At 71.6% G+C, this 23,822-nt stretch carries 23 protein-coding genes; 6 read left to right on the top strand and 17 right to left on the bottom strand.

Going from position 1 to position 23,822, the window contains the following annotated elements; translation table 11 throughout:
* Nucleotide 1: 1 nt before the first annotated feature.
* The 14 genes from FBY22_RS10985 to FBY22_RS10925 all read right to left on the bottom strand — a co-directional run bounded on the left by FBY22_RS10985 (nt 2) and on the right by FBY22_RS10925 (nt 14,752).
* Nucleotides 2-694: a 1-hydroxy-2-methyl-2-butenyl 4-diphosphate reductase gene (locus FBY22_RS10985; RefSeq protein WP_142144541.1), complete on the bottom strand. Its 693-nt coding sequence runs from the start codon at nt 692-694 to the stop codon at nt 2-4.
* A complete protein-coding gene (shc, locus tag FBY22_RS10980; protein WP_142144539.1) occupies nt 694-2,685 on the bottom strand; it encodes a squalene--hopene cyclase in 1,992 nt (663 codons plus the stop codon). Before shc ends, FBY22_RS10985 begins: the two co-directional genes overlap by 1 nt.
* Nucleotides 2,686-2,804: 119 nt before the next feature.
* Complete coding sequence (locus tag FBY22_RS10975) at nt 2,805-3,869, bottom strand: polyprenyl synthetase family protein (protein WP_174267197.1); 1,065 nt, start codon at nt 3,867-3,869, stop codon at nt 2,805-2,807.
* 68 nt (nt 3,870-3,937) lie between these two features.
* Complete coding sequence (gene hpnE, locus FBY22_RS10970; protein ID WP_142144535.1) at nt 3,938-5,365, bottom strand: hydroxysqualene dehydroxylase HpnE; 1,428 nt, start codon at nt 5,363-5,365, stop codon at nt 3,938-3,940.
* Nucleotides 5,362-5,499 carry a DUF6380 family protein gene (locus tag FBY22_RS45905; protein WP_222127752.1) on the bottom strand — a complete coding sequence of 46 codons (138 nt, stop codon included), beginning with the start codon at nt 5,497-5,499 and terminating at the stop codon, nt 5,362-5,364. The genes hpnE and FBY22_RS45905 overlap by 4 nt, the downstream gene beginning before the upstream one ends.
* Nucleotides 5,499-6,449 carry a presqualene diphosphate synthase HpnD gene (hpnD, locus tag FBY22_RS10965; protein ID WP_142144533.1) on the bottom strand — a complete coding sequence of 317 codons (951 nt, stop codon included), beginning with the start codon at nt 6,447-6,449 and terminating at the stop codon, nt 5,499-5,501. Before hpnD ends, FBY22_RS45905 begins: the two co-directional genes overlap by 1 nt.
* The gene (hpnC, locus tag FBY22_RS10960; protein ID WP_142144531.1) at nt 6,446-7,348 is read right to left on the bottom strand and encodes a squalene synthase HpnC; all 903 of its coding nucleotides are present in this window, start codon (nt 7,346-7,348) and stop codon (nt 6,446-6,448) included. The genes hpnD and hpnC overlap by 4 nt, the downstream gene beginning before the upstream one ends.
* Before the next feature lie 386 nt (nt 7,349-7,734).
* Nucleotides 7,735-8,514, bottom strand: coding sequence for an ABC transporter ATP-binding protein (locus tag FBY22_RS10955; RefSeq protein WP_142144529.1), 780 nt, complete (start codon nt 8,512-8,514; stop codon nt 7,735-7,737).
* The gene (locus FBY22_RS10950; protein WP_142144528.1) at nt 8,507-9,436 is read right to left on the bottom strand and encodes an ABC transporter permease; all 930 of its coding nucleotides are present in this window, start codon (nt 9,434-9,436) and stop codon (nt 8,507-8,509) included. Before FBY22_RS10950 ends, FBY22_RS10955 begins: the two co-directional genes overlap by 8 nt.
* Before the next feature lie 95 nt (nt 9,437-9,531).
* Nucleotides 9,532-10,377 (bottom strand): glycosyltransferase family 2 protein, encoded by an 846-nt coding sequence (locus tag FBY22_RS10945; RefSeq protein WP_142147526.1) that lies wholly within the window; start codon nt 10,375-10,377, stop codon nt 9,532-9,534.
* 32 nt (nt 10,378-10,409) lie between these two features.
* Nucleotides 10,410-11,189: a CDP-alcohol phosphatidyltransferase family protein gene (locus tag FBY22_RS10940; RefSeq protein WP_142144526.1), complete on the bottom strand. Its 780-nt coding sequence runs from the start codon at nt 11,187-11,189 to the stop codon at nt 10,410-10,412.
* Nucleotides 11,167-12,228 carry an iron-containing alcohol dehydrogenase family protein gene (locus FBY22_RS10935; RefSeq protein WP_142144524.1) on the bottom strand — a complete coding sequence of 354 codons (1,062 nt, stop codon included), beginning with the start codon at nt 12,226-12,228 and terminating at the stop codon, nt 11,167-11,169. The genes FBY22_RS10940 and FBY22_RS10935 overlap by 23 nt, the downstream gene beginning before the upstream one ends.
* Nucleotides 12,216-12,968 carry a sugar phosphate nucleotidyltransferase gene (locus FBY22_RS10930; protein ID WP_142144522.1) on the bottom strand — a complete coding sequence of 251 codons (753 nt, stop codon included), beginning with the start codon at nt 12,966-12,968 and terminating at the stop codon, nt 12,216-12,218. Before FBY22_RS10930 ends, FBY22_RS10935 begins: the two co-directional genes overlap by 13 nt.
* A complete protein-coding gene (locus tag FBY22_RS10925; protein ID WP_142144520.1) occupies nt 12,965-14,752 on the bottom strand; it encodes a DUF5941 domain-containing protein in 1,788 nt (595 codons plus the stop codon). Before FBY22_RS10925 ends, FBY22_RS10930 begins: the two co-directional genes overlap by 4 nt.
* Nucleotides 14,753-15,031: 279 nt before the next feature.
* Between FBY22_RS10925 and galE the strand changes: the two genes are divergently transcribed.
* The 3 genes from galE to idi all read left to right on the top strand — a co-directional run bounded on the left by galE (nt 15,032) and on the right by idi (nt 17,917).
* Nucleotides 15,032-16,000 carry a UDP-glucose 4-epimerase GalE gene (galE, locus tag FBY22_RS10920; protein WP_142144519.1) on the top strand — a complete coding sequence of 323 codons (969 nt, stop codon included), beginning with the start codon at nt 15,032-15,034 and terminating at the stop codon, nt 15,998-16,000.
* Nucleotides 16,001-16,134: 134 nt separating this feature from the next.
* Complete coding sequence (locus FBY22_RS10915) at nt 16,135-17,070, top strand: cation diffusion facilitator family transporter (RefSeq protein ID WP_142144518.1); 936 nt, start codon at nt 16,135-16,137, stop codon at nt 17,068-17,070.
* A 253-nt stretch (nt 17,071-17,323) separates the two neighbouring features.
* Nucleotides 17,324-17,917 carry an isopentenyl-diphosphate Delta-isomerase gene (gene idi, locus FBY22_RS10910; protein WP_142144517.1) on the top strand — a complete coding sequence of 198 codons (594 nt, stop codon included), beginning with the start codon at nt 17,324-17,326 and terminating at the stop codon, nt 17,915-17,917.
* 3 nt (nt 17,918-17,920) lie between these two features.
* Here idi and FBY22_RS10905 read toward each other — a convergent pair whose 3' ends face one another.
* Complete coding sequence (locus tag FBY22_RS10905) at nt 17,921-18,430, bottom strand: ATP-binding protein (protein WP_142147524.1); 510 nt, start codon at nt 18,428-18,430, stop codon at nt 17,921-17,923.
* Nucleotides 18,431-18,654: 224 nt separating this feature from the next.
* Here FBY22_RS10905 and FBY22_RS10900 point away from each other — a divergent pair, with 224 nt between their 5' ends.
* Nucleotides 18,655-19,410: an enoyl-CoA hydratase/isomerase family protein gene (locus FBY22_RS10900; RefSeq protein WP_142144516.1), complete on the top strand. Its 756-nt coding sequence runs from the start codon at nt 18,655-18,657 to the stop codon at nt 19,408-19,410.
* Here FBY22_RS10900 and FBY22_RS10895 read toward each other — a convergent pair.
* Nucleotides 19,382-20,032: a DJ-1/PfpI family protein gene (locus tag FBY22_RS10895; RefSeq protein WP_142144515.1), complete on the bottom strand. Its 651-nt coding sequence runs from the start codon at nt 20,030-20,032 to the stop codon at nt 19,382-19,384. The two genes, FBY22_RS10900 and FBY22_RS10895, sit on opposite strands and share 29 nt — an antisense overlap.
* Before the next feature lie 34 nt (nt 20,033-20,066).
* Entirely contained in the window at nt 20,067-21,020 is a 954-nt protein-coding gene (locus tag FBY22_RS10890) for a GlxA family transcriptional regulator (protein WP_142144514.1), read from the bottom strand.
* 142 nt (nt 21,021-21,162) lie between these two features.
* Here FBY22_RS10890 and FBY22_RS44800 point away from each other — a divergent pair, with 142 nt between their 5' ends.
* Nucleotides 21,163-21,294, top strand: a complete 132-nt coding sequence (locus FBY22_RS44800; RefSeq protein WP_260844787.1) for an LPFR motif small protein — start codon at nt 21,163-21,165, stop codon at nt 21,292-21,294.
* Between the two features lie 101 nt (nt 21,295-21,395).
* On the top strand, nt 21,396-23,786 hold the full coding sequence (locus FBY22_RS10885) for a Tex family protein (RefSeq protein WP_142144513.1): 2,391 nt from the start codon (nt 21,396-21,398) through the stop codon (nt 23,784-23,786).
* The last annotated feature ends 36 nt before the right edge of the window (nt 23,787-23,822 follow it).

Here is a 23,822-nt window from a genome sequence, read left to right as displayed (position 1 = left end):
CTCACCTCCTGGGGAGCAGCAAATTACGGTGCCATTCGAAAAAAGCCGGAAGTACCGAACGAAGAACGCGGAAAGCCGATATTCCACCGCGCACCGTGCCGATACGGACGAGTTCATGTTCAGGAGCGTCCACGACCACTCGTACGGCCGCAACGGGGCGCTCGCCGGAGCGCACGGCGCTCAGAAGCGTCGCCGCGGACTCCATGTCGACCGCGACCGCGCCGGTCGCGAGCAGCTCCGACCGTTCATGACCACGGACGACGTGGTCCGAGCCGGTGAGCGGGCCGGTGTGGACGGTGCGGCCGGGGACGGCGCGCACGAGTTCCTTGACGAGCAGGTCGGTCCCCGCGCACGGAACGGTTCCGCCCGGGGCCCGGGTCTCCTCGGCGACGACCAGGTCGCCGGGGTGCATCCCGGGCGCGAGCCCCGCGCAGAACCCGGTGGCCAGCACGGCGGCCCCGGCGAGGTCCGGATCGGCCAGGGCCCGGGTGACGGACCGCTCGGCCGCCTCGGGCCCCATGCCGGTGCGCAGGACGGTGACCGGCCCGCCGGCGCCCCACCGGTTCGGTTCGGCTCCCAGGCGCTCCAAGCCGCCCCTCCGCCTCACGCCCCGGTGGCTCGTGCGCAGCGCGAGGTGCTCGATGCCGAGCGCGCAGGCGATCAGCAACGGTGCCGGGGCGGGCTGGGTGCTCATCAGCCCCCCTTGCCGGTGGAGAACGGTTCTCCGTGCACATAGCGGCCGAGCGCGGTCAGCGGGAAGACCTGCCGGTAGAGGTGGTAGTTGATGGAGAAGTCCCAGGGGAAGCCGGTGCCGGTGAAGTAGGGCTCGTCCCAGGAGCCGTCCTCGCGCTGGGTGGCGGCGAGCCACCCGACGCCCCGCTCGACGGACCCGGAGTCCTTCTCCCCCGCCGCGAGCAGGGCCATCAGCGCCCACGCGGTCTGCGAGGCGGTGGAGGCACCCTTGCCGCTCCACTCCTTCCTGTCCCTGTAGGAGCGCAGGTCCTCGCCCCAGCCGCCGTCGTCGTTCTGCACCGACTCCAGCCAGGCCACCGCCCTGCGGATCGCCGGGTGCGAGCCGGGGAAGCCGGCCGCGACGAGCGCGGGTACGACGGACCCGGTGCCGTAGACGTAGTTGACGCCCCAGCGGCCGAACCACGAGCCGTCCGGCTCCTGTGCGGCCAGCAGCCACTCGATTCCGCGCCGGGTGCGCGGGTCGTGGGAGAGGCCCTCGACGGCCAGCATCTCCACCACGTGGGCGGTGACGTCGGCGGACGGCGGGTCGATGACCTCGCCGAAGTCGCAGAACGGCAGCCGGTTGGGGAACGGGCTGGTGTTGTCGACGTCGAAGGCGCCCCAGGCCCCGTTCTTCGACTGCATCCCCAGGTTCCAGCGCACCCCGCGCCCGATGGCCTTCTCCACCCGCTCGGGGTCGTGGTGCCTGACCCGGCGCAGCGCGAGGACCACCTCGGCGGTGTCGTCGATGTCGGGGTAGTTGTCGTTGTGGAACTCGAACGCCCAGCCGCCCGGCGGGAGTCCGGGCCGCTTGACGGACCAGTCGCCGGGCCGGACGATCTGCTCGCCGAGCATCCAGTCCGCGGCCTTGACCAGCTGCGGATGGTCGGCCGGCACACCCGCGTCGGCGAGGGCGATCATCGCGAGGCAGGTGTCCCAGACCGGCGACTGGCAGGCCTCGATCATCCGGGCTCCGTCCCGGCGCCACACGGCGAAACGGTCCAGCGAGGCCAATCCCTCGCGCATCACGGGGTGTTCGAGGTCGTAGCCCAGCAGGTAGAGCGCGATGACCGAGTACACGGCCGGCGGCTGGATGCCGCCCCAGCAGCCGTCGTTCTCCTGCCGTTCGATGATCCAGCGGGCGGCGCTGTTCATGGCGGCCTTGCGCAGTCTGCGCGGCACGGCCTTGCGCAGTTGGTGCAGGGCCTTGTCCAGCCGCTGGAAGGCGCCGTCCCAACTGGCCACCGGGGCAAGGGGTTTGGGCGGGTTGGGGTCGGCTGGGTCGGTGTGCAGCTCGTCCAGCGGGAAGGGCGCGGGCCGCACCGGCCGCTTCGCGGACACGATCGTCAGCGGGACGATGGTCTGCCGCGCCCAGCAACCGAAGTCGTAGATGTTGAGCGGCATCCACTTCGGGAAGTAGATCAGCTCCGGCGGGAGTTCGGGCAGGTCCTCCCACTTCCACCAGCCGAAGAGCGCGAGCCAGATCCGGGTGAACACCCGGGCGGCCGCGATGCCACCCTGTTCGCGGACCCACGCGGCGGCCTTCGCCATGTGCGGGGAGTCGGGCTCGTCGCCGGCCAGCCGGAGGGCGACGTAGGCCTCGATGGTGGTGGAGAGTTCGCCGGGGCCGCCGTAGAAGGTGGCCCAGGTGCCGTCCTCGCGCTGCTCGCCGCGGATGAACAGGGCGGCGGCGTGCGCGGTGGCCTCGTCGAGGATGCCCAGGAACTGCCGCAGGAGCAGGTCCTCGGCGTCCATGGTCACATTGGTCTCGAGGTCGCCCTTCCACCAGCCCTGGGCGTCCTGCCGGGACAGCAGGAAGTCGGTCGCGCGTTGGGTCGCGCGCACGGCGACGTCGTGCACCCCGGTCGCCACGGGGTCGGTGCTGTGTGTTTCGCTGGCCGAGGCAGCTCGGGGCGGCAGTGCCCCGGTGCTTCCGTCGGTCGTCGCTGTCATGGCTTCCCCTTCGTGCAGTCGTGCAAATCGTGCTGCTGTGGGTCCGCCGTCGGCCGGTGCCTGAACCTCTGCTGCGGCGCCGGCCGGCGACTACGCGAGGGCTATTCGACCGATAATGATCATCTCTTTCGTACGACGACGAAGTCGGCGAGCGCCGCGAACCGATCCCGCACCCGGTCGGGCATGTCGATGGCGTCGAGGGCCTCGATGGCGATGGTGTGCTGGCGGCGCGCCTCCTGCGCCGTCCACTCGCGGCCGCCCGCCTCCTCGATGAGGGCGGCCCGGGCCGCGAACTCCTCCTCGGAGAAGTTCTCGAAGTCGCTGCTCTTGGCGTCGGCGGCGAGGATCTCGCCGAGCCGCTCCGAGGCGGGGCCGCCCGCCGCGAGCGCGGCCACGACCGGCAGGGACTTCTTGCGCTGGCGCAGGTCGCTCCACGTCTGCTTGCCGGTGGAGACCGGGTCGCCCCAGATGCCGAGCAGGTCGTCCACGGCCTGGAAGGCGAGGCCGAGGTGGTAGCCGTACTTCTCCAGGGTGTCCGCGGTGCGGTCGTCGGCACCTCCGAGGACCGCGCCGATGGAGGAGGCGCAGGCGAGCAGGGCGCCGGTCTTGTTGCCCTCCATCTCCAGGCACTCCTCGACGCTGACGCGGTCGCGGTGCTCGTAGGAGATGTCCTGGGCCTGGCCGTCGATCAGGGCGCGGGTGGCGGTGGTCAGACGGCGGGTGGCGCGGCCGGCCTCGACCGAGCCGAGTTCGAGGAGGATCTCGTTGGCCAGGGCGAACAGGGCGTCGCCGACGAGGATCGCCTGGGCGGGGCCGTGCACCTTCCAGACGGTGTCGCGGTGGCGGCGCTGTTCGTCGCCGTCCATCAGGTCGTCGTGCAGGAGGGAGAAGTTGTGCACCAGCTCGACGGCGACGGCACCGGGGATGCCGACCTCCGGGGCGGCGCCGGTGACCTCGGCGGACAGTACCGCGAGGGCGGGGCGCACGGCCTTGCCGCCGTCACCGTCGGCGGGCCTTCCGTCGGCGTCGATCCAGCCGAAGTGGTAGGCGGAAACGGTGTCCATGGGAGGCGCCAGGCGGTCCACGGCCGCCCGCAGTACCGGTGTGGCAAGGGTCCGGCCGCGCTCGAGGAGCGCGGTCACGTCCACTGCGGTCTCTCGATCGGCCTTCTCGGCCGGGGGCACAGTGGGCACAGTCTCTCCTCTTGTTGCGGTACCGGGGGTGCGGGGACCTGCCGCGTGCTGGTCGAGCATCAGGCCGCCTCCTCGAACTCGAAGAGGCGACGCGGGCGGGGCCGGCCCAGGGCGCTCAGCGCGGCGTCGGCCGCACTCACACCACTGCGGACCGCACTCTCCATGGTCGCGGGCCACCCTGTGGCGGTCCACGCTCCGGCCAGGTAGAGGCCGGGGGCCTTGGTACGGGCGCCGGGCCGCAGCCGTCCGACGCCGGGGGCGGGAGCGAAGGTCGCCGTTCGCTCCCTGGTCACGAAGAAGTCCTCGACCACGGCGGCGCGTGTACCGGGAAGGAGCCGTTCCAACTCGGGCAGATAGCGCTCGCGCAGCGCGGCGACCGGCTCGTCGATCTCGTCGTGCGCCGCCGACTGGGAGAGCGCGAGGTACTGGCCCTTGCGCAGTCCGGAGGCGTCGGTGCGGTCGAAGACCCACTGGACGGGGGTGCCGAGGGCCGCGAAGAACGGCCTTTGGAGCACCTTGCGGTCGTAGACGACATGCACGTTGAGGATCGGCGCGGTGCCGATCCGCAGAAGATTTTCCGGGGCGTCGAGCGCGCCGTCGGGCAGCAGGTCATGGGCCTCGCGCTGGGGTACGGCGAGCACGACGGCGTCCGCCGTGAGCCGCTCGCCGGGAACCTGAACGCTCCAGCGCCCGTTTTCGTCAGTGAGGACGGAGGTGACGCGTGTACGGACTTCGGTACGGACGCCCGCGGAGTCGAGCGCCTTGCGGGCCAGCCGGTCGTGCAGTTCGCCCAGCGGGACGTGCGCCCATCCGATGTCGGCCGCGCCCGGATCGGACAGCAGACCGGTCTTGAACACCATCGCGGCGAGCCCCAGCGAGGCGTCGCCCGCGACCGCGTTGAGGGTGGCGACCCCGACCAGGTCCCACAGGGCCTCGACGGCACGCGCCGACTGACCGTGCGCGGTCAGCCAGCTGCCGAAGTCCTGCGTGTCCAGGTCCGGATCGGCGAGGTCGAGGCCCTTGAGCGCGAGCGCGGCACGGCCCACCGCGGCCCGTTCGGCGAGCGAGAGATGCGGATACGTCGCCAGGCTGCGCCCCAGGTGCAGGGGTACCGGCAGGGCGTCGCGCCGCAGTCTGCCCAGCCGCCGGCCCGCGGGCCTCGCGACGTCGAGTACGGGCACGTCGAGACGATCCTGCAGCGGCGCCAGCCCGGCCGCGTCGATACGGTCGAGGAACCAGCGGTAGGCGGTGCAGCAGCGCAGGTACACGTGCTGGCCGTTGTCGACGGTCAGGTCGCCGCGCTGGAAGGAGAAGGCCAGGCCCCCCAGTCTCGGCCTGCCCTCGACCAGCGTGACGTCGACGCCCGCGTCGGCGAGGGCGAGCGCGGCGGTGATGCCGGCGAGCCCGCCGCCGATCACGACGGCGTGCCGCCCGGACCGTCCCGGGACGTCGGCGGCCGGTCCTCCCGGCTGCGTGCCGTCGCTCATCGTGCGCCCTCCCCTGCGCGACCGCCGTGGTCGAACCGTGCACGGCAGGCCGTCGCAGTCAGGGACGCCGTCCTCGCCCGGAGGGTTGCGTGCCGCTTTTCACCACTGGAATCACCTTGGACCGCTTTGTCCATCAGGCGCGCCTCCTGACGGTCCTCCGCGTCACGTGCCGGGTGTCCAGGCCGGACAGCCCGCGCACGGCGACGTAGGCCTTCTCCCGACCGGGCAGCGAGACCCGGCCGCGCAGCACGGCCTCCGGGTCGCGCTCGATGCGGTCGAGGAGGCGGCGGTAGATGCCGGCCATGGCCGCCACGCAGGCGCCGCTGCGCCGGTCGAGCATGGGCAGCAGCCGGTAGCCCTCGGCGAAGAGGGCGCGGGCCCGGCGTACCTCGAAGTGCACGAGGCCCACGAAGTCGGAGCCCTCCGGCGGGGTCGGGCCGTGGAACCCGGCCGAGCACCCGAACTTCGCGAGGTCGTCGGAGGGCAGGTAGGTGCGTCCGCCCTCGGCGTCCTCGCGGACGTCCCGGAGGATGTTGGTGAGCTGCAGGGCGAGGCCCAGGGTGTCCGCGTACTCGGGCGCGCGCTCGGCGCCGCGTGCTCCCGCTTCGGTGCCGAAGACGCCGAGCGAGAGCCGGCCGATGGCGCCCGCGACGCAGCGGCAGTACACCTTCAGGTCGTCCCAGGTCTCGTAGGTCTCGCCACGGACGTCCATCAGCACACCGTCGATCAGCTCGTCCAGACCGCCGAGCGGGATCGGGAAGGCCTCGGCGGCGTGGGTGAGGGCGACCGCGACGGGGTCGATGTCGTCCTCGGCGACCTCGCCGGCGCGCACCCGGGTCAGCAGTGCCCGGGTGTCCTCGAGTCTTGCCGCCTTCACGTCCCCGGCGAGCGCGCCGTCGCCGATGTCGTCCACGCGCCGTGAGAACGCGTACAGCGCCGACATCGCGCGCCGCTTCGGCGTCGGCAGCAGTCTGATGCCGTACGCGAAGTTACGGGCCTGCTGTCCGGTGACGGCCTCGCAGTAGCTGTAGGCGGCGAGTACCGGCGCGGGCACGTGCTGTTCCGACTCCACGGTCCGGATCACCCCTCTCCTCGCAGAGTCCCGCCCACCTCGCGCAGCAGCCGGAGCTTGCCGGGCCTGGGCGGGCCGGGAAGAACGTCGTATTCGGCGGCGGCGATCGCTCGGACCGCCGCCCTTCCCCCCGCCACGAACCCCGCAAGCAGCAGCTTCAACCTGCCGTGGACGCTACCCACCAGGGGGGCGCCTTCATTCAGGAGGGAGCGGGCGCGTTCTGCTTCGTATGCAACCAGTGCGCGCACCGATGCACCCGCGGTGGGCGTGGCGAGATCCGCCTCCTGAACATGGAATCGCTTCATGTCCTCGGCGGGCAGGTAGATGCGGTCGCGGCCGAGGTCCTCGGCGACGTCCTGCAGGTGTTCGACGATCTGCAGCGCCGTGCAGATCGCGTCGGAGAGCCGGACGCGCTCGGGGGTCGAGGTGCCGGTGACGGACAGCACCAGACGGCCCACGGGGTTGGCCGAGAGTTCGCAGTACGCGAGCAGGTCGTCGTAGGTCTCGTAGCGGCTGACCAGCTGGTCCTGGCGGTTGGCGGCGATCAGGCCGAGGAAGGGCTCGGGCGTGAGCGAGCGGCGGCGGACCGTCGGCTGCAGGCGGCGCAGCAGGGGGTGGCGGGGCTCCCCGGAGAAGACCCGCTCGAGGTCGGCCTCGAAGGCGTCCAGGAGAAGCAGCCGGTCCTCGGCGTCCGCGGGGGACACGCCGAGCAGGCGGGCGTCGGCGCCGCCGGGGGCCAGATCGCCATCGCCGATGTCGTCGACGAGGCGGGCGAAGCCGTAGACCGCCATGAGGTCGTCGCGCCAGTCCCGGGGCAGGAAGAAAGGCGCCACGGGGAAGTTCTCGCCCGCGGCCTTGTCGAGCGTGCCGCGCTCCGGATCACCGGGGCGCGACGAGTCGCCTGCCGTCACCGCTCACTGCCCGGCGCGGGGACGGCACACGCTGCGTGGAGCTGGGGAGTTTCCGTAGCCATTGCCGTCACATCTCCCGTTCTACACCGCAGACCCAATACACACTATTTCGGACACGCCGCCCAGCCGTCCGCACGCCCGTCCCGCTTGAGGGTGTCGTGCATTATCGCCCCACTTGCCGCGTTTCGGGACCGGTACAGCTTACGTTGTACAACGCAGCAAGGATCCCTGGGGTGTCCTGCACATCACAACAACACACCGATTGGCGTCAAGATTCCTAAGCCGTCGCCGAGTTGACGTTTCCTTTGCAGACGCGGGGCCCCGCCGCGGAGGTTGCGGCGGGGCCCGGCGATCCGTGCTGGCGTTTACGTCCAGGCGCGGGTGGACTACTTGCCCGTGAACTTCTCGTACTCCTTGAGGACCTCTTCGGTGGGTCCGTCCATGCGCAGCTCGCCGCGCTCCAGCCACAGCACACGGTCGCAGGTGTCACGGATCGACTTGTTGTTGTGACTGACCAGAAACACCGTGCCCGCCTCCTTGCGCAGCTCACGGATGCGTTGCTCGGAGCGCTTCTGGAACTTGCGGTCACCGGTGGCCAGCGCCTCGTCGATCATGAGGACGTCGTGGTCCTTGGCGGCGGCGATGGAGAAGCGCAGCCGGGCCGCCATGCCGGAGGAGTAGGTGCGCATCGGCAGCGTGATGAAGTCGCCCTTCTCATTGATGCCGGAGAAGTCGACGATCGACTGGTAACGCTCCTTGATCTCTTCACGGGACATGCCCATGGCCAGACCGCCGAGGATCACGTTGCGCTCGCCCGTCAGGTCGTTCATCAGGGCCGCGTTCACGCCCAGCAGGGACGGCTGGCCGTTGGTGTAGACCTTGCCGCTCTCGGCGGGCAGCAGGCCCGCGATGGCGCGCAGCAGGGTCGACTTGCCGGAACCGTTGGAGCCGATCAGACCGATGGCCTCGCCGCGGTAGGCGACGAAGGACACGCCCCTGACGGCGTGCACCTTGCGCACGCCCCGCTCCTCGCCCCGCTTGACGATGCGGCTGAGCGCGGCGGTGGCGCTGCCCTTGCCGCTCTTCGCGCCGTGGACGCGGTAGACGATGTGCAGCTCGTCCGCGATGACGGTGGGGACGGCGTCCCCGGTGCTCTGCTCAGCCACGGCCGTAGCGCTCCTCTGCCTTCCAGAAGTACACGAACCCACCGACGAAGACGACGGCGGACCAGAACACGGCGGCGGCCCACACGTGCGGGGGCAGGTTCGAGGCGCCGTAGCCGTCGATGAGGGCGAAGCGCATCAGGTCCATGTAGATGGCCGCCGGATTCAGCTGCATCACGCGGATGAAGGCCTCGGAGCGGCCGGCCAGCATGTGGTTGATCGAGAACATGACGCCGGACATGTACATCCAGGTGCGCAGGATGAACGGCATCAGCTGGGCGAGGTCGGGGGTCTTGGAGCCCATGCGGGCCACGATCAGCGCGAGCCCAGTGTTGAAGAGGAACTGCAGTACCAGGATCGGCAGGATCAACAGCCAGGACAGGCCGGGGTAGCTGCCGAACGCGACCACGATGACGAACAGCACGATCATCGAGAACAGCAGCTGCTGGAGCTGCTGCAGCGCGAAGGAGATGGGCAGCGAGGCCCGCGGGAAGTGCAGGGCGCGCACCAGGCCGAGGTTGCCGGAGATCGCCCGCACACCCGTCATGATCGAGCTCTGGGTGAACGTGAAGACGAACACCCCGGTCACCAGGAACGGGATGTAGACGTCCTGCGGCAGACCCCGGCTGGCGTGCAGGATGACGCCGAAGATGAAGTAGTACACCGCCGCGTTCAGCAGCGGCGTGGCCACCTGCCACAGCTGGCCGAGCTTGGCCTGGCTGTACTGGGCGGTCAGCTTCGCCTGCGAGAAGGCGAGGATGAAGTGACGCCGGTCCCAGAGCTGGCGGACGTACTCGACGAGGGAGGGGCGGGCGCCGCTCACGGTCAGCCCGTACTTGGTGGCGAGCTGCGCCGCCGTAAGGCCCTCGTCGGGCGGCGGGAACGCGCTCAGCGCGACCGTGCCGTCGTGCGTTGTCTCACTCACTGGTGGAAACCTTCGTCTTTGATGCGCTGCCTGTGCGGGCATGGCATGGAACCTGGGGCCCTTGGTGGGGCCGAGGGGTCACAGGAACGAGCTTGTCAGATCACAGGGGGCCGGCCCAGTCGGGTCAGCCGCCACACGGTACGCCACTTCATGGGCCTGCGGGGCCCGCACGCGGTGGTCCAGCCTTCCCGGAACCCGCCGAACCACGCCTTCAGGGCGGGCCGCGAGGGGCGGCGGACGAGGGTGAGCAGCAGCCAGACCCCGAGGTAGACCGGGACCAGGGGCGCGGGGAGGTTGCGGCGGGCCAGCCAGACGCGGTTGCGGGCGACCATGCGGTGGTAGACCGCGTGCCGCGAGGGCGCGGTCGTGGGGTGGAACAGCACCATGTCGGACCGGTAGTCGATCATCCAGCCCCCATCGAGGGCCCGCCATGCCAGGTCGGTTTCCTCGTGCGCGTAGAAGAATTCGTCCGGCAGGCCGCCGACTTCGGCGAAGACCTGGGTACGGACGGCGTTGGCGCCGCCGAGGAAGGTCGTGACCCGCGAGGAGCGCATCGGGTCCTTGGCGTTCAGGCGCGGCACGTGGCGGCGCTGGGTGACGCCGGTGTCGGGGTCGGCGATGCGGAAGCTGATGATGCCGAGCCGGGGGTCGTCCTCGAAGGCCCGGCGGCACAGCTCGGCGGTGTCGTGGTTCGCCAACAGGCCGTCGTCGTCGAGGAACATCAATATGTCGACGTCGCGACCGCTGGGGCCGAAGGCCTCGATGCCGACGTTGCGGCCGCCGGGGATGCCGAGGTTCTCGGGCAGCTCGATCGTGCGGACGCCCTCGGGGACGTCCGGCACGGGTGAGCCGTTGCCGACCACGACCACCTCGACGCGGTCGCCGTCCTGCTTGGCGACCGAGTCGAGCAGTGCGCGCAGCTCGTCGGGGCGGTTGCCCATGGTGATGATCACCGCACCGACCTTCGTGCCGCTCACTTCAGCCTGCTGGAGGCGAGGATGGACACGAGGTGCAGCAGGGTCTGCAGCAGGGCGATGCCTGCGAGTACGGCCACGCCGAGCCGGGTGAAGAACAGGTCGCCGCGCGCCTGGTCGGCGATCGCCAGCACCAGGATCAGCAGGGACGCCTCGATGCCGAGGATGAGCCGGTGGAACTTCAGCATCGCCGCGGCCCTGCGCGCCAGGGCCATGCCGGAGGAGCGCATCTCGGCGGCCGACTCCTGCACCGGCGGCTTGCCCGCCTGGTGCCGGGCCACGCCGACCAGGTCCGTCTCCGCCTTGATCAGGATGGCGCCGAGCCCGGCCAGCGTGCCGAGGAACGCCCACAGCCAGTCGATACGGCCGCTGCCGAACAGGTCGGCGGCGCGCAGCCCGAAGCCGACCAGCACGGCGGCGTCGGTGAGGTAGGCGCCGACCCGGTCCAGATAGACCCCGTTGAGCGAGTACTGCTTCTTCCAGCGCGCGATCTCGCCGTCGACGCAGTCCAGGAGCAGGTACATCTGGACGCAGACGACGCCGAGCACGGCGCCCGGGATCCCCGGCACGAGCAGTGCCGGGGCCGCGAGCACGCCGAAGACGGTCATCAGGTACGTGAGCTGGTTGGGCGTGACCCTGGTGTTCACCAGGTAGCGGTCGACCCGCAGGGACACCTCGCGCATGTAGAGGCGTCCCATCCAGTGCTCACCGCTGCGCCGGTCCTTCACCCCCGCGGGGTGGACGACCGGACGGAGTTCAGCTACCGATGGCCTTGACATAGTCGGCGTATGTGTCCTTGATCTGGTCGGTTTTCAGGTCGAGGTGTTCGAGGATGGTGTAGCGGCCGGGCCGGGTCTCCGGAGCGAACTCCACGGCCCGGACGAACTCGTCCACCGTGAAGCCGATCTCCTCCGGCAGCACCGGCAGCCCGTGCCGGCGCAGCACCTCGGCCATGTACGCCGACTCCTCGTGCGCGCCGCGCAGGTACATCGCGAAGGCGGCGCCGAGGCCGCACTGCTCGCCGTGGCTCGCGGCGCGCTTGGGGTAGAGCAGGTCGAAGGCGTGGTTGATCTCGTGACAGGAGCCCGAGGCGGGCCGGGAGTCACCGGAGATCGACATCGCGATGCCGGTGAGGACCAACGCCTCCGCGAGCACCTGGAGGAAGTTGTTGTCCCCGATGCCGCCGGGGTGGCGGAGCACCGCCTCGCCGGCCTGGCGGGCCATCGCCGCGGCGAGACCGTCGATCTTCTCGCCCTTGACCCGGTTCGCCAGTTCCCAGTCCGCGATCGCGTTGATGTTGGAGATCGCGTCGCCGATGCCCGCGCGCACGAAACGCGCGGGCGCCTCGCGGATGACATCGAGGTCGATGACGGCCGCGATCGGGTTGGGCACGCCGTAGGAGCCGCGACCCGCGTCGTTGTCGAGGGTGGCGACCGGTGAACACAGGCCGTCGTGCGCGAGGTTGGTCGGTACGGCGACCAGGGGCAGGCCGACCCGCGCCGCGGCGAACTTCGCGCAGTCGATGATCTTGCCGCCACCGAGGCCGACGACCGCGTCGTAGTGGCCGGCCTTTATGTCGCCGGCCAGCCGCACCGCGTCGTCGAGGGTGCCTCCGCCGACCTCGTACCAGGTCGCGCCGGGCAGCGAGGGAGCGATCCGCTCGCGCAGGCGGGCACCGGAGCCATTGCTGACGGCGACGGCGAGCCGTCCGGAGGTGGAGATGCGCTCGTCGGCCAGCACGCCCGCCAGATCTTCGAGGGCACCCGGGCGGATGTCCACGACGAGCGGCGAGGGGATGAGCCGGGTCAGTACTGGCACGCGATCTCCCGTCCGCGGGCGAGATCGTCATGGTTGTCGATCTCGACCCACTCGACGTCGCCGATCGGCGCCACGTCGATCCGGAAGCCGCGGTTCACGAGCTCCTGGTACCCGTGCTCGTAGAACTGCTGCGGGTCGGTCTCCCAGACCGTCTTGAGGGCGTCGGCCAGCTCGGGGGCGGCGTCGCCCTCGATGAGCGTCACGCCGATGTACTCGCCGGTCGCCTCGGCCGGGTCCATCAGCTTGGTGATCCTCGTCATGCCCTTCGCGGGGTCGACGACGACCTTCATCTCCTCGTCGGCAAGGTTCTTGACCGTGTCCAGGGCGAGGATGATGCGACGGCCCTCGCCGCGCGCGGCGAGCAGCGTCTTCTCGACGGAGACCGGGTGGACGGTGTCGCCGTTGGCGAGGATCACGCCGTCCTTGAGGGCGTCACGGCCGCACCACAGGGAGTAGGCGTTGTTCCACTCCTCGGCCTTGTCGTTGTCGATGAGGGTGAGCTTGAGGCCGTACTTCGCCTCCAGCGCCGCCTTGCGCTCGTACACGGCCTCCTTGCGGTAGCCGACGATGACCGCGACCTCGGTCAGACCGATCTCGGCGAAGTTGCCGAGGGTCAGGTCGAGGACCGTGGGTTCGCCCTCTATGCCCGCGGGCCCCACCGGCACCAGCGCCTTGGGAAGGCTGTCGGTGTAGGGGCGCAGACGCCGTCCGGCGCCGGCCGCCAGCACGAGGCCGATCATGCGGGTTCTCCTTCATCGTGTACGGCGGGGGCCCCGGAGGACACCCAGAAGCGGATGCTCTCGACGAGCACCACCAGGGCCACGGCCACGGCGAGGACCGTGAGCGCGACCTTGAACTGCGAAGCGGTGAGCACCGCGGCCAGGACGGTGACGAGCAGCGTCCGTCCTTCGTGCCCCCCGATGGCCCGCGTCAGCCAGGCCGGGGGCGCTCCGGCGTCGCCGCGGATGCGGTACACCGTGTCGTAGTGATGGTAGGCGACGGCCGCCACCAGGCCGAAAGCCGCCGGCAGGGCCCCGTTCACGTCCGCGTGGGCGGCCAGGACCAGGGCGGTGCCGTACTCGGCGGCGCGGAACAGCGGAGGGACCAGCCAGTCGAGGGCGCCCTTGAGGGGGCGGCACAGGGCCTGACCGGCGGTGACGGTGTAGACGACGGCTCCGGCGACGGGCGCCCAGGTCGCTCCGGAGAAGAGGGAGACGGCGAGGACCACCGTGCCGGCCGCCGCGACCAGGAGGGGGTTGCCGAGGCGGACGCGTGTGGCACGCGCCACCAGGGTGGCGAGCGGTCCGTTGTCCGCGAGGTCCGCCAGCGCCAGCGCGGCCCGATCGGTGCGCCGCGCCTTGCGGGTCAGCGAGCGCAGGACGCGGCCCGCCGTCGTGTACGTCGCCGCGAACGCGCAGCCGACGAGCAGGACGTAGAAGGTGATCCGGGGCGTGGTGACCGCCGTGAGCACCGCGATCATCGCCCAGCGCTCACCGATCGGCAGCACGATCATCCGCCGTACCCACACCGTCCAGCCGACGCTGTCCAGCTTGTCCGAAAGGGCCGCGGTGGGGCTGGTGTTGGCCGTCGCGTCGTGGTTGGCCTCGTTGAAGGAGAAGTCGACGACGTGCCGGCAGGTCTGCAGGATCATCGCGCCGAGGGCCAGGGCCCACACGTCGTCGCCGCCGCGGGCCGCGCCCAACGCCAGCCCCGCGTAGTACGCGTACTCCTTGGCCCGGTCGAAGGTGGCGTCCAACCAGGCGCCCAGCGTGGAGTACTGCAGCGAGTAGCGGGCCAACTGGCCGTCGGTGCAGTCCAGTACGAAGGACGCGATCAGCAGGACACCGGCGGCGACGAAGCCGGGCCGGGTGCCGGTGGCCGCGCAGGCCGCCGCGATCAGCGCGGTCAGCAGGGAGGCCGTGGTGACCTGGTTGGGGGTCAGGCCGCGGCGGGCGCACCAGCGGGCGATGTAGCGGGAGTAGGGGCTGATGAAGAACGTGGTGAAGAAGCCGTCGCGGGCCTTTACGGCGGACTTCAGGCGTACGGCCTCGTCGTCGACGTCCGCGACGGCCTGCCGTGCCTCGTTGCGGGCCTGCGGGTCGGCGGGAACGGCGGCTATCAGGCTGCCGAGTTCGGGGCGGTGGACACCGGCGCCGTCCGCGTCCAGGGCGGCGACCACGCGGTCGGCGAGGCTGTCCACCGCGAGGGCCGTACCGCCGCCGGCGGAGTTCTCACGGGCCATCGCGCGGGTCAGCGCCTGACGGCCGGCCGGCTGCGCGGTGACCGCGCCCGGGATCGCGGCGAGGTCGAAGCGCGGGTCGGTGAGGCCGAGGCGCAGCGCGTGCAGGTGTCCGACGAAGCGGGGGTCGACGACGGCGACCCGCTTGCCGCCGGGTACCTGGGCGAGCAGGGTCTCGGCGTCGGCGGCGTCGGAGGCGATCCGTACGTCGAAGCCGAGGGACCGCAGATCGCCCTCGATCGACGATCCGGGGACCGGCTGACCGGTGAGGATGGCGGTCGACAACCGAACTCACTCCCTGGGTGCCGACGCGCGGGCGCCGGTCATGTGCACGGTGGGGGCGCCCCTTGGCAGCACCAGGCGGGCGGCATGTCGGCAGAGGCTATCGGATGCCCGGAGAGCGCCGTTCACCGCCCGTTCACGGGCCGATCAACACCGTCTCCACCGGCCTTTGCCGCGATCATCATCGGTGATGCGGGGGCCCGCCCACAAACCGCGCGGGGCAGATCAGGCATCCCGGGACATTGGGGATCGCCGTCCGGCGCCGACATAGGGTGGGCGACCATGACATGGCTGATCACAGGCGGAGCGGGATACATCGGGGCGCATGTGGCGCGGCTCATGGCCGACGCCGGGGACCGGGTCGTCGCGCTGGACGACCTCTCGGCCGGCTTCCCGGAGCGGCTGCCGGCGACCGTGCCGCTCGTCGAGGGCTCGGCGTACGACGGACAGCTGCTGAAGCGGGTGTTCGCCGAGTACGACGTGACGGGCGTCGTCCATCTCGCGGCGCGCAAGCAGGTCGCCGAGTCGGTGGCGCAGCCCACCCGTTACTACCGGGAGAACGTCGGCGGGCTCGCGGCCCTGCTGGAGGCGGTGGCCGGGGCCGGGATCGGACGGTTCCTGTTCTCCTCCTCGGCGGCCGTGTACGGCAATCCGGACGTCGACCTGATCACCGAGGCCACGCCGTGCCTGCCGGTGAACCCGTACGGCGAGACCAAGCTCGCCGACGAGTGGCTGGTCCGGGCGGCCGGCCGGGCGCACGGCATCACGACGGTGTGCCTGCGCTACTTCAACGTGGCGGGCGCGGGCGCGCCCGAGCTGGCCGACACGGGCGTGTTCAACATCGTCCCGATGGTCTTCGACCGGCTCACCCGGGGCGAGGCCCCGCGGATCTTCGGCGACGACTATCCGACGCCGGACGGCACCTGCGTACGCGACTACATCCATGTCGCCGACCTCGCCGAGGCCCATCTCGCGGCGGCGCGGACGCTGGACACGCGCGCGGGCGGCGATCTGACGGTCAACATCGGCCGCGGTGAGGGCGTCTCGGTGCGCGAACTGATCACGGTCATCGGCGAGGTGACCGGCGACCGCCGTGCGCCGGTCGTCGAGGGGCGCCGTCCCGGCGACGCGCCGCGCGCCGTCGCCTCCGCCGCGCGGGCCGCCGAGGAGCTCGGCTGGACGGCCCGGCGCGGGGTGCGGGAGATGGTCGAGTCGGCCTGGCAGGGCTGGCTGCACCACCGCTCCCACTGAACTTAGGCTGTCCTGACCTGCACTTTGTTTGCGCAGGTCAGGGCACATGACAACGGTGTTCAGTGCCGCGTTGCCGGGTACCCCCGCCCCGTAGTTCACTGTGATCCCGGGCGGAACTCAGGAGGGCGGCCGACATGGGGGCTGGGCACGATCACGGGCACACACACGCGCCGCCCACCGGCACGGCGGCCGCGGCCTACCGCGGACGGCTGCGGGTGGCGCTGTCGATCACGCTCACCGTCATGGTGCTCGAGATCGTCGGCGGGGTGCTGGCGGACTCCCTGGCGCTGATCGCGGACGCCGCGCACATGGCGACCGACGCGCTGGGCCTCGGCATGGCGCTGCTGGCCATCCACTTCGCCAACCGCCCGGCGACCGGCAACCGCACCTTCGGCTACGCCCGGGCCGAGATCCTCGCCGCGCTGGCCAACTGCCTGCTGCTGCTCGGCGTCGGGGGTTACGTCCTGTACGAGGCGATCCAGCGGTTCGTCACCCCGGCCGACACCGCGGGCGGACTGACCGTCCTGTTCGGCACGATCGGCCTGGTCGCGAACATGATCTCTCTCACGCTGCTGGTGCGCGGCCAGGCGGAGAGCCTGAACGTGCGCGGCGCCTTCCTGGAGGTCGCGGCGGACGCGCTGGGCTCGCTCGCGGTGATCGTCGCGGCGCTGGTGATCCTGGCCACGGGCTGGCAGGCCGCCGACCCCATCGCGTCCCTCGTCATCGGCCTGATGATCGTGCCGCGCACCGTCAAGCTGCTGCGCGAGACCCTGGACGTCCTGCTGGAGTCGGCGCCCAAGGACGTCGACATGACCGAGGTGCGGGCGCACATCCTCGCCCTGGACGGTGTGGAGGACGTCCACGACCTGCACGCCTGGACCATCACCTCGGGCATGCCCGTGCTGTCGGCGCACGTGGTCGTACGCTCCGACGTGCTCAGCGCGATCGGCCACGAGAAGATGCTGCACGAGCTTCAGGAGTGCCTCGGCGACCACTTCGACGTGGAGCACTGCACCTTCCAGCTGGAGCCGAGCGGGCACGCCGAGCACGAGGCGAAGCTGTGCCACTGAGGCGGGCGGGACGCCCCAGGGGCGGAACGCAGCGATCCGGCACGCGCTCGCGTCCTTGAGTCCACAGCCCGCCCGGACGGTTCCCCGCCGACCGCGCCGGGCACGATCAACCACCGGGCCCCATTCCGGCGTCCGACCGGTGTACGGCCGTGGTGCGCGCCGCGCGCGGGACCTGCGGTCGGGCCGTGAGGTGCCGGGAGTACCGGTTTCGTGCGGCACACTTGGGGCGCGAAGACCGATGCGAAGGATGGGTATGCCGATCACACCTGCCACCGCGACGCACAGTCCGTCGAACGGCACCTCAGACGCGATTCTGCTGGAACTGGTCGACGAGGACGGCGTCACGATCGGCACCGCGGAGAAGCTCGCCGCCCACCAGCCACCGGGCCGGCTGCACCGGGCGTTCTCCGTCTTCCTCTTCGACGAGCACGGCCGGCTGCTGCTGCAGCAGCGGGCCCTGGGCAAGTACCACTCCCCCGGTGTGTGGTCCAACACCTGCTGCGGCCACCCCTACCCCGGCGAGGCGCCCTTCGCGGCGGCGGCCCGGCGCACGTTCGAGGAGCTGGGCGTCTCGCCTTCGCTGCTGGCCGAGGCGGGCACGGTCCGCTACAACCACCCGGACCCGGACTCGGGCCTGGTGGAGCAGGAGTACAACCACCTCTTCGTCGGCATGGTGCAGTCCCCGCTGCGGCCCGACCCGGAGGAGGTCGGCGCGACCGCGTTCGTGACCCCCGCCGAGCTCGCCGAGCGGCACGAGAAGGACCCCTTCTCGGCGTGGTTCATGACCGTGCTGGACGCCGCCCGCCCGGCGGTCCGGGAGCTGACGGGCCCGTCGGCCGGCTGGTGAGCGTCACGGCACGCGCGCGGGTTTGAGCGGCAGGGCGGCCCAGATCACCTTGCCGCCGCTCGCCGTGTGCGCGACTTCGCAGACCCCGCCCGCCTCCCGGGTGACCTCGGCGACGAGAAGCAGCCCCCGGCCGCCCTCACCCCCGTGGTCGGCCTCCAGGGCGGTGGGGCGATAGGGGTGGTTGTCCTCCACGGACACCCGCACCCACTCGGCGCCGACGGCCACCTCCACGGCGAGCATCGGCGACAGCAGCGCCGCGTGCTTGACCGCGTTCGTGGCCAGCTCCGAGACGATCAGCAGCAGGCCGTGCACCAGGTCGTCGGAGACGGGCACGCCCTGGCGGTACAGCAGGTCCCGTACGGCGTGCCGTGCCTGCGGGACCGAGGCGTCGACGGCGGGAGCGGTGAACCGCCAGACGCCTTCGTACGGCAGCGGATCCGGCGGGCCGGGATCGAGGGGGTCCTGCCCCTCGTCCTCTGGGCGCGAGCCTGACCCGCGCCCGTGGTTGTCCATCGTCCGGTCGCCACCCTTGCGCTCGATTGTCACCACACGTCGAGTGTTGGTAACCGCCCGCCGCCACCCGGATGACTGAACAGAAGTCAGCGAGTATCGAGCGCTTGTGACCTCTTTTTGCGCGTTACGGGTTCGACGACGACCGTCCCGATGACGCCCCGTCCCCCTTTGTACCGACCCCCTCGCCGACCGCGCGGTCGGACACGGCGGTTAGCATCCGGCCCATGGAGCCCCAGCTGCTGCACGGCGTGACCGACGCGGTCGCCACCGTCGTCATCCACCATCCGGCCAAGCGCAACGCCATGACGGCCGCGATGTGGGCGGCCCTGCCGCCGCTCCTCGACGACCTCGCCGCCGACCCGGGCGTACGGGCGCTGGTGCTGACAGGGGAGGGCGGGACGTTCTGCGCCGGCGCCGACATCTCCACCCTGCGCGGGTCACCGGAGGAGGCGCAGGGGCTGGCGGTGCGGGCCGAGGAGGCGCTGGCCGCCTTCCCGAAGCCGACGCTGGCCGCGATCCGGGGGCACTGCGTGGGCGGCGGGTCGCAGCTGGCGGCGGCCTGTGATCTGCGGTTCGCGGAGGAGGGCGCGCTGTTCGGGGTGACGCCGGCGAAACTCGGCATCGTCTACCCGGCCTCCTCCACCCGCCGTCTGGTGTCGCTGGTGGGGCCGGCCACCGCCAAGTACCTGCTGTTCTCCGGCGAGTTGATCGACGCCGGGCGGGCGCTGCGCACCGGCCTCGTGGACGAGGTGCTGCCCGAGGGCGAACTCGCCAAGAGGGTCGCGGAGTTCACCCGGGTCCTGGTGTCCCGCTCCCAGCTCACGCAGGCCGCCGCCAAGGAGTTCGCCGACGGCCGCACCGACCGGGACGCCCACTGGACGGAGCAGATGCGCGCCGGCGGGGACACCGCGGAGGGCGTCGCCGCCTTCCTGGAGCGCCGCCCGCCGCGGTTCACCTGGGCTCTTCCCGGCCGAGGATGAACCGGCTGCGCGAGCGCATCAGCTCCACGACGTCCGCGGGCGCCTTCTGCGGGGCCCCCGCGTCATAGGGCGGCTGCGGGTCGTACTCGATGCCCAGCTGTACGGCCTGCGCCACGAAGTCGCCGGCGATCCGGCCCACCAGGGCGAGCCCCATGTCGATGCCGGAGGACACCCCGGCGGCGGTGACGTACTTGCCGTCGGCCACGACCCGCTCCCCCGTCGGCTCGGCGCCGAGCCTCTTCAGCTCGTCGAGAGCCAGCCAGTGCGAGGTGGCCCGGCGTCCCTCGAGCAGGCCCGCCGCGGCGAGCAGCAGGGAGCCGGTGCACACCGACGTCGTGAAGGTGCTGGTGGCGTCGGCGGCGCGGATCCAGCCGAGCAGCGCCTCGTTGTCCATCTGCCCGGTCTGCCCGGGACCGCCGGGCACGACCACGACGTCGGGGCTCGGCACCTCGGCCAGGGTGCGGTCGGCGGTGAGCGCCAGGTGGGCGTTGTCGGTGCGGACCGGGCCGGTGCGTTCGGCGACGAACACCGTCTCGGAGTCGGGCAGTCGGCCGAGTGTCTCGTACGGTCCCACGGCGTCGAGGGCGGTGAAGCCGTCGAAGAGGACGATCGCGATCTGCATGGTTCCCCCTTGGTTCGGTCGGTTCGGTGGGCGGTCAGTGGACGGGTGCCGGGTGGAATCTGCGCCGGTACTCGGCGGGTGCGGTGCCGAGGGTCCGGACGAAGGCGCGGCGCATCGCCTCCGGGGTGCCGTAGCCGCAGGCACGGGAGATCTCCTCGACGCCGTCGGCGGTCTCCTCCAGCAGGCGCCGGGCGTGTTCGAGGCGGACGCGGTCGACGTAGCGGCCTGGCGTCATGCCGGTCTCGGTCTGGAAGGCGCGGGCGAAGTGGCGGGGCGAGAGGCGCGCGCGGGCGGCCAGCGCATCGACCGACAGGTCGGCTCCCGGGTGCTCGGTGATCCACTGCTGGACCTCGCGCAGCGGCTCTCGCCGGGCGGTCTGCGCGGTGAGCTGGGCGCTGAACTGCGCCTGGTTGCCGGGCCGGCGCAGGAAGACCACCAGGTGCCGGGCGACGGACAGGGCGACGTCACGGCCGGTGTCCTCCTCGACGAGCGCGAGCGCGAGGTCGATGCCGGAGGTCACGCCGGCCGAGGTGGCGAGGTTGCCGTCGCGGATGAAGATGGGGTCCGGGTCGACCTCGACGGACGGGTGGTCGCGGGCGAGCCGGGCACACACCGACCAGTGGCTGGTGACCCGGCGGCCGTCCAGCAGTCCCGCCTCGGCGAGCAGCAGCGCACCGCTGCACACGGAGACCAGCCGCTCGGCCCGCGGCCCGTGCTCGCGCAGCCAGTGCACCACGCCCGGATCGGGCCGCCTGGTGCCCTCGCCGCCCGGGACCAGCAGGGTGTGCGCGGCCGGTGCGTCGGCGAAGGAGTGGTCGGGAACGAGGGTGAGGCCGCTGGAGGTGCGCACGGGCCCGCCGTCCGCGGTCACGGTGCGGATCCGGTAGGTGCCCGGGCAGTGCCGCTCGGCACCGTTGAAGACCTCCACCGGGCCCGTGACGTCGAGGCTCTGCACGTCGTCGAAGAGGACGACCAGCACGGTTCGCATGTCCTCCATCCTTGGCCGCCCGCGTGATGGCCGCAATGACGAGCACCCCACCTTTCCTGCCATGCCGAGGTGGAATCCGCGCACGCCGGGGTACCCGAAGGCTCCCGGTCGTCGCGGCCGGGAGAGGAAAGGGGAAGTTACCGTGTTCCGTGCGATAGCCGACGTACTGCGCCAGATCGGTGGCGCGATCGCCACCGTCGTCACGCTGCCGTTCCGGGCCCTGGCCCGGCTCTTCGGCGGAGCCTCCGGTTCCGCGCGCGGCCACCGGGCCTGACTCCCGCGCGTCCCGGCCCGCCGAAGCCGCCCTGATCCCCGATTGTCGGCGTCACCTGCCACAATTGCCGCGCAACCTCAGTGAGAAGGCGGTACGGGATCGTGACCACACCCGGGGCCCTGGCAGCAGGGTCCATCGAAGGCAGGATCGCCGAGGAGCTCGGCGTACGGGAGCGGCAGGTCAGGGCTGCCGTGGAGCTGCTCGACGGCGGTTCGACGGTGCCCTTCATCGCCCGCTACCGCAAGGAAGCGACCGAGATGCTCGACGACGCGCAGCTGCGCACGATCGAGGAGCGGCTGCGCTACCTGCGGGAGCTGGAGGAGCGGCGGACCGCGATCCTCGACTCGGTGCGCGAGCAGGGCAAGCTCACCGAGGAACTTGAGGCGCGGATCCTGGGCGCGGAGACCAAGGCCCGCCTGGAGGACGTCTACCTGCCGTTCAAGCCCAAGCGGCGCACCAAGGCGCAGATCGCGCGGGAGGCGGGGCTGGAGCCGCTGGCCGAGGGGCTGCTGGGCGACCCGACGGTCGAGCCCCTCGCCGCGGCGGCCGCGTTCGTCGACGCCGACAAGGGAGTCGCCGACCCGCAGGCCGCCCTCGACGGCGCCCGGGCGATCCTGACCGAGCGGTTCGCGGAGGACGCCGACCTCATCGGCGAGCTGCGCGAGCGCATGTGGGTGCGCGGGCGGCTCGCCGCCAAGGTGCGTGAGGGCAAGGAGGAGGCGGGCGCCAAGTTCGCCGACTACTTCGACTTCGCCGAGCCGTTCACCGAGCTGCCCTCGCACCGCGTCCTCGCCATGCTGCGCGGCGAGAAGGAGGAGGTCCTCGACCTCGTCCTGGAACCGGAGGAGCCGACCGAGGGGCCCTCGTCGTACGAGGGGATCGTCGCGTCGAGGTTCGGCATCGCCGACCGGGGCCGGGCCGCCGACAAGTGGCTGAAGGACACGGTCCGTTGGGCCTGGCGCACCCGCATCCTCGTCCACCTCGGCATCGATCTCAGGCTGCGGCTGCGGACGGCCGCCGAGGACGACGCCGTCCAGGTGTTCGCCGCCAACCTGCGCGACCTGCTGCTCGCCGCGCCCGCCGGCACGCGCGCCACGCTGGGCCTGGACCCCGGGTTCCGCACGGGCGTCAAGGTCGCCGTGGTCGACGCGACCGGCAAGGTGGTCGCCACCGACGTCATCTACCCGCACGTGCCGGCGAACAAGTGGGACGAGGCCATCGCCAAGCTGGCCCGGCTGGCCAAGGAGCACGCCGTCGAGCTGATCGCGATCGGCAACGGCACGGCGTCCCGCGAGACCGACAAGCTCGCCGGTGAACTCATCACCAAGCACCCCGAGTTGAAGCTCACGAAGGTGATGGTCTCCGAGGCCGGCGCCTCGGTGTACTCGGCGTCGGCGTTCGCCTCGCAGGAGCTGCCCGACATGGACGTGTCGCTGCGCGGCGCCGTGTCGATCGCGCGCCGGCTGCAGGACCCGCTCGCAGAGCTGGTGAAGATCGACCCCAAGTCGATCGGTGTCGGCCAGTACCAGCACGACCTGTCCGAGGTGAAGCTGTCGCGCTCGCTGGACGCGGTGGTGGAGGACTGCGTGAACGGCGTGGGCGTCGACGTCAACACCGCCTCGGCGCCGCTGCTGGCCCGCGTCTCAGGCATCACCTCCGGCCTCGCCGAGAACATCGTCGCGCACCGCGACTCCAACGGACCGTTCAAGTCCCGTACGGAGCTGAAGAAGGTGGCCCGGCTCGGCCCCAAGGCGTACGAGCAGTGCGCGGGCTTCCTGCGCATCCGCGGCGGCCACGACCCGCTCGACGCCTCCAGCGTGCACCCGGAGGCCTACCCGGTCGTGCGGCGCATGGTGAAGACGTCCGGGCAGGAGGTCGCCTCCCTCATCGGCAACACGGGCGTGCTGCGCTCGCTGCGGCCGGGTGACTTCGTGGACGAGACGTTCGGTCTGCCGACCGTCACCGACATCCTCAAGGAGCTCGAGAAGCCGGGGCGCGACCCTCGGCCCGCGTTCAAGACGGCCACCTTCAAGGAGGGCGTCGAGAAGATCTCCGACCTCGCCTCCGGGATGGTCCTGGAGGGCGTGGTCACCAATGTGGCCGCCTTCGGGGCGTTCGTGGACGTCGGTGTGCACCAGGACGGCCTGGTGCACGTCTCGGCGATGTCGAAGACGTTCGTCAAGGACCCGCGCGACGTGGTGAAGCCCGGCGACATCGTCAAGGTGAAGGTGCTGGACGTCGACATTCCGCGCAAGCGGATCTCGCTGACGCTGCGTCTCGACGACGAGGCGGCCCCGCAGGACCAGCAGGGCGGCGGCGGTGAACGCCGGCAGCGCGGCGGCCGTCCGCCTCAGCAGCGGCAACAGCAGCAGCGCCAGGGCGGCGGCGGTCGTCAGGGCGGCGGCGCACGCCAGGCCGCCGCGCCCCCGGCCAACAGCGCGATGGCGGACGCCCTGCGGCGGGCCGGCCTGCTGGACCAGAAGAAGCGCTGACCCCAGCGGGCCGGGGCCGGAGGGCTCCGGCCCGCC

The organism is Streptomyces sp. SLBN-31 (genome assembly GCF_006715395.1).
Classification (GTDB): Bacteria; Actinomycetota; Actinomycetes; order Streptomycetales; family Streptomycetaceae; genus Streptomyces.
The sequence above is the reverse complement of the archived record's forward strand: the minus strand, read 5'-3'. Positions and strand labels throughout refer to the sequence as shown.

Coding starts and splice junctions, on each gene's coding strand:
- FBY22_RS10985 (WP_142144541.1), bottom strand. CDS start 694: ATGAGCACCCAGCCCGCCCCGGCACCGTTGCTGATCGCCTGCGCGCTC.
- shc (WP_142144539.1), bottom strand. CDS start 2,685: ATGACAGCGACGACCGACGGAAGCACCGGGGCACTGCCGCCCCGAGCT.
- hpnE (WP_142144535.1), bottom strand. CDS start 5,365: ATGAGCGACGGCACGCAGCCGGGAGGACCGGCCGCCGACGTCCCGGGA.
- FBY22_RS45905 (WP_222127752.1), bottom strand. CDS start 5,499: ATGGACAAAGCGGTCCAAGGTGATTCCAGTGGTGAAAAGCGGCACGCA.
- FBY22_RS10945 (WP_142147526.1), bottom strand. CDS start 10,377: ATGGGCAACCGCCCCGACGAGCTGCGCGCACTGCTCGACTCGGTCGCC.
- FBY22_RS10940 (WP_142144526.1), bottom strand. CDS start 11,189: ATGTCAAGGCCATCGGTAGCTGAACTCCGTCCGGTCGTCCACCCCGCG.
- FBY22_RS10930 (WP_142144522.1), bottom strand. CDS start 12,968: ATGATCGGCCTCGTGCTGGCGGCCGGCGCCGGACGGCGTCTGCGCCCC.
- galE (WP_142144519.1), top strand. CDS start 15,032: ATGACATGGCTGATCACAGGCGGAGCGGGATACATCGGGGCGCATGTG.
- FBY22_RS10915 (WP_142144518.1), top strand. CDS start 16,135: ATGGGGGCTGGGCACGATCACGGGCACACACACGCGCCGCCCACCGGC.
- idi (WP_142144517.1), top strand. CDS start 17,324: ATGCCGATCACACCTGCCACCGCGACGCACAGTCCGTCGAACGGCACC.
- FBY22_RS10905 (WP_142147524.1), bottom strand. CDS start 18,430: ATGGACAACCACGGGCGCGGGTCAGGCTCGCGCCCAGAGGACGAGGGG.
- FBY22_RS10900 (WP_142144516.1), top strand. CDS start 18,655: ATGGAGCCCCAGCTGCTGCACGGCGTGACCGACGCGGTCGCCACCGTC.
- FBY22_RS10895 (WP_142144515.1), bottom strand. CDS start 20,032: ATGCAGATCGCGATCGTCCTCTTCGACGGCTTCACCGCCCTCGACGCC.
- FBY22_RS10890 (WP_142144514.1), bottom strand. CDS start 21,020: ATGCGAACCGTGCTGGTCGTCCTCTTCGACGACGTGCAGAGCCTCGAC.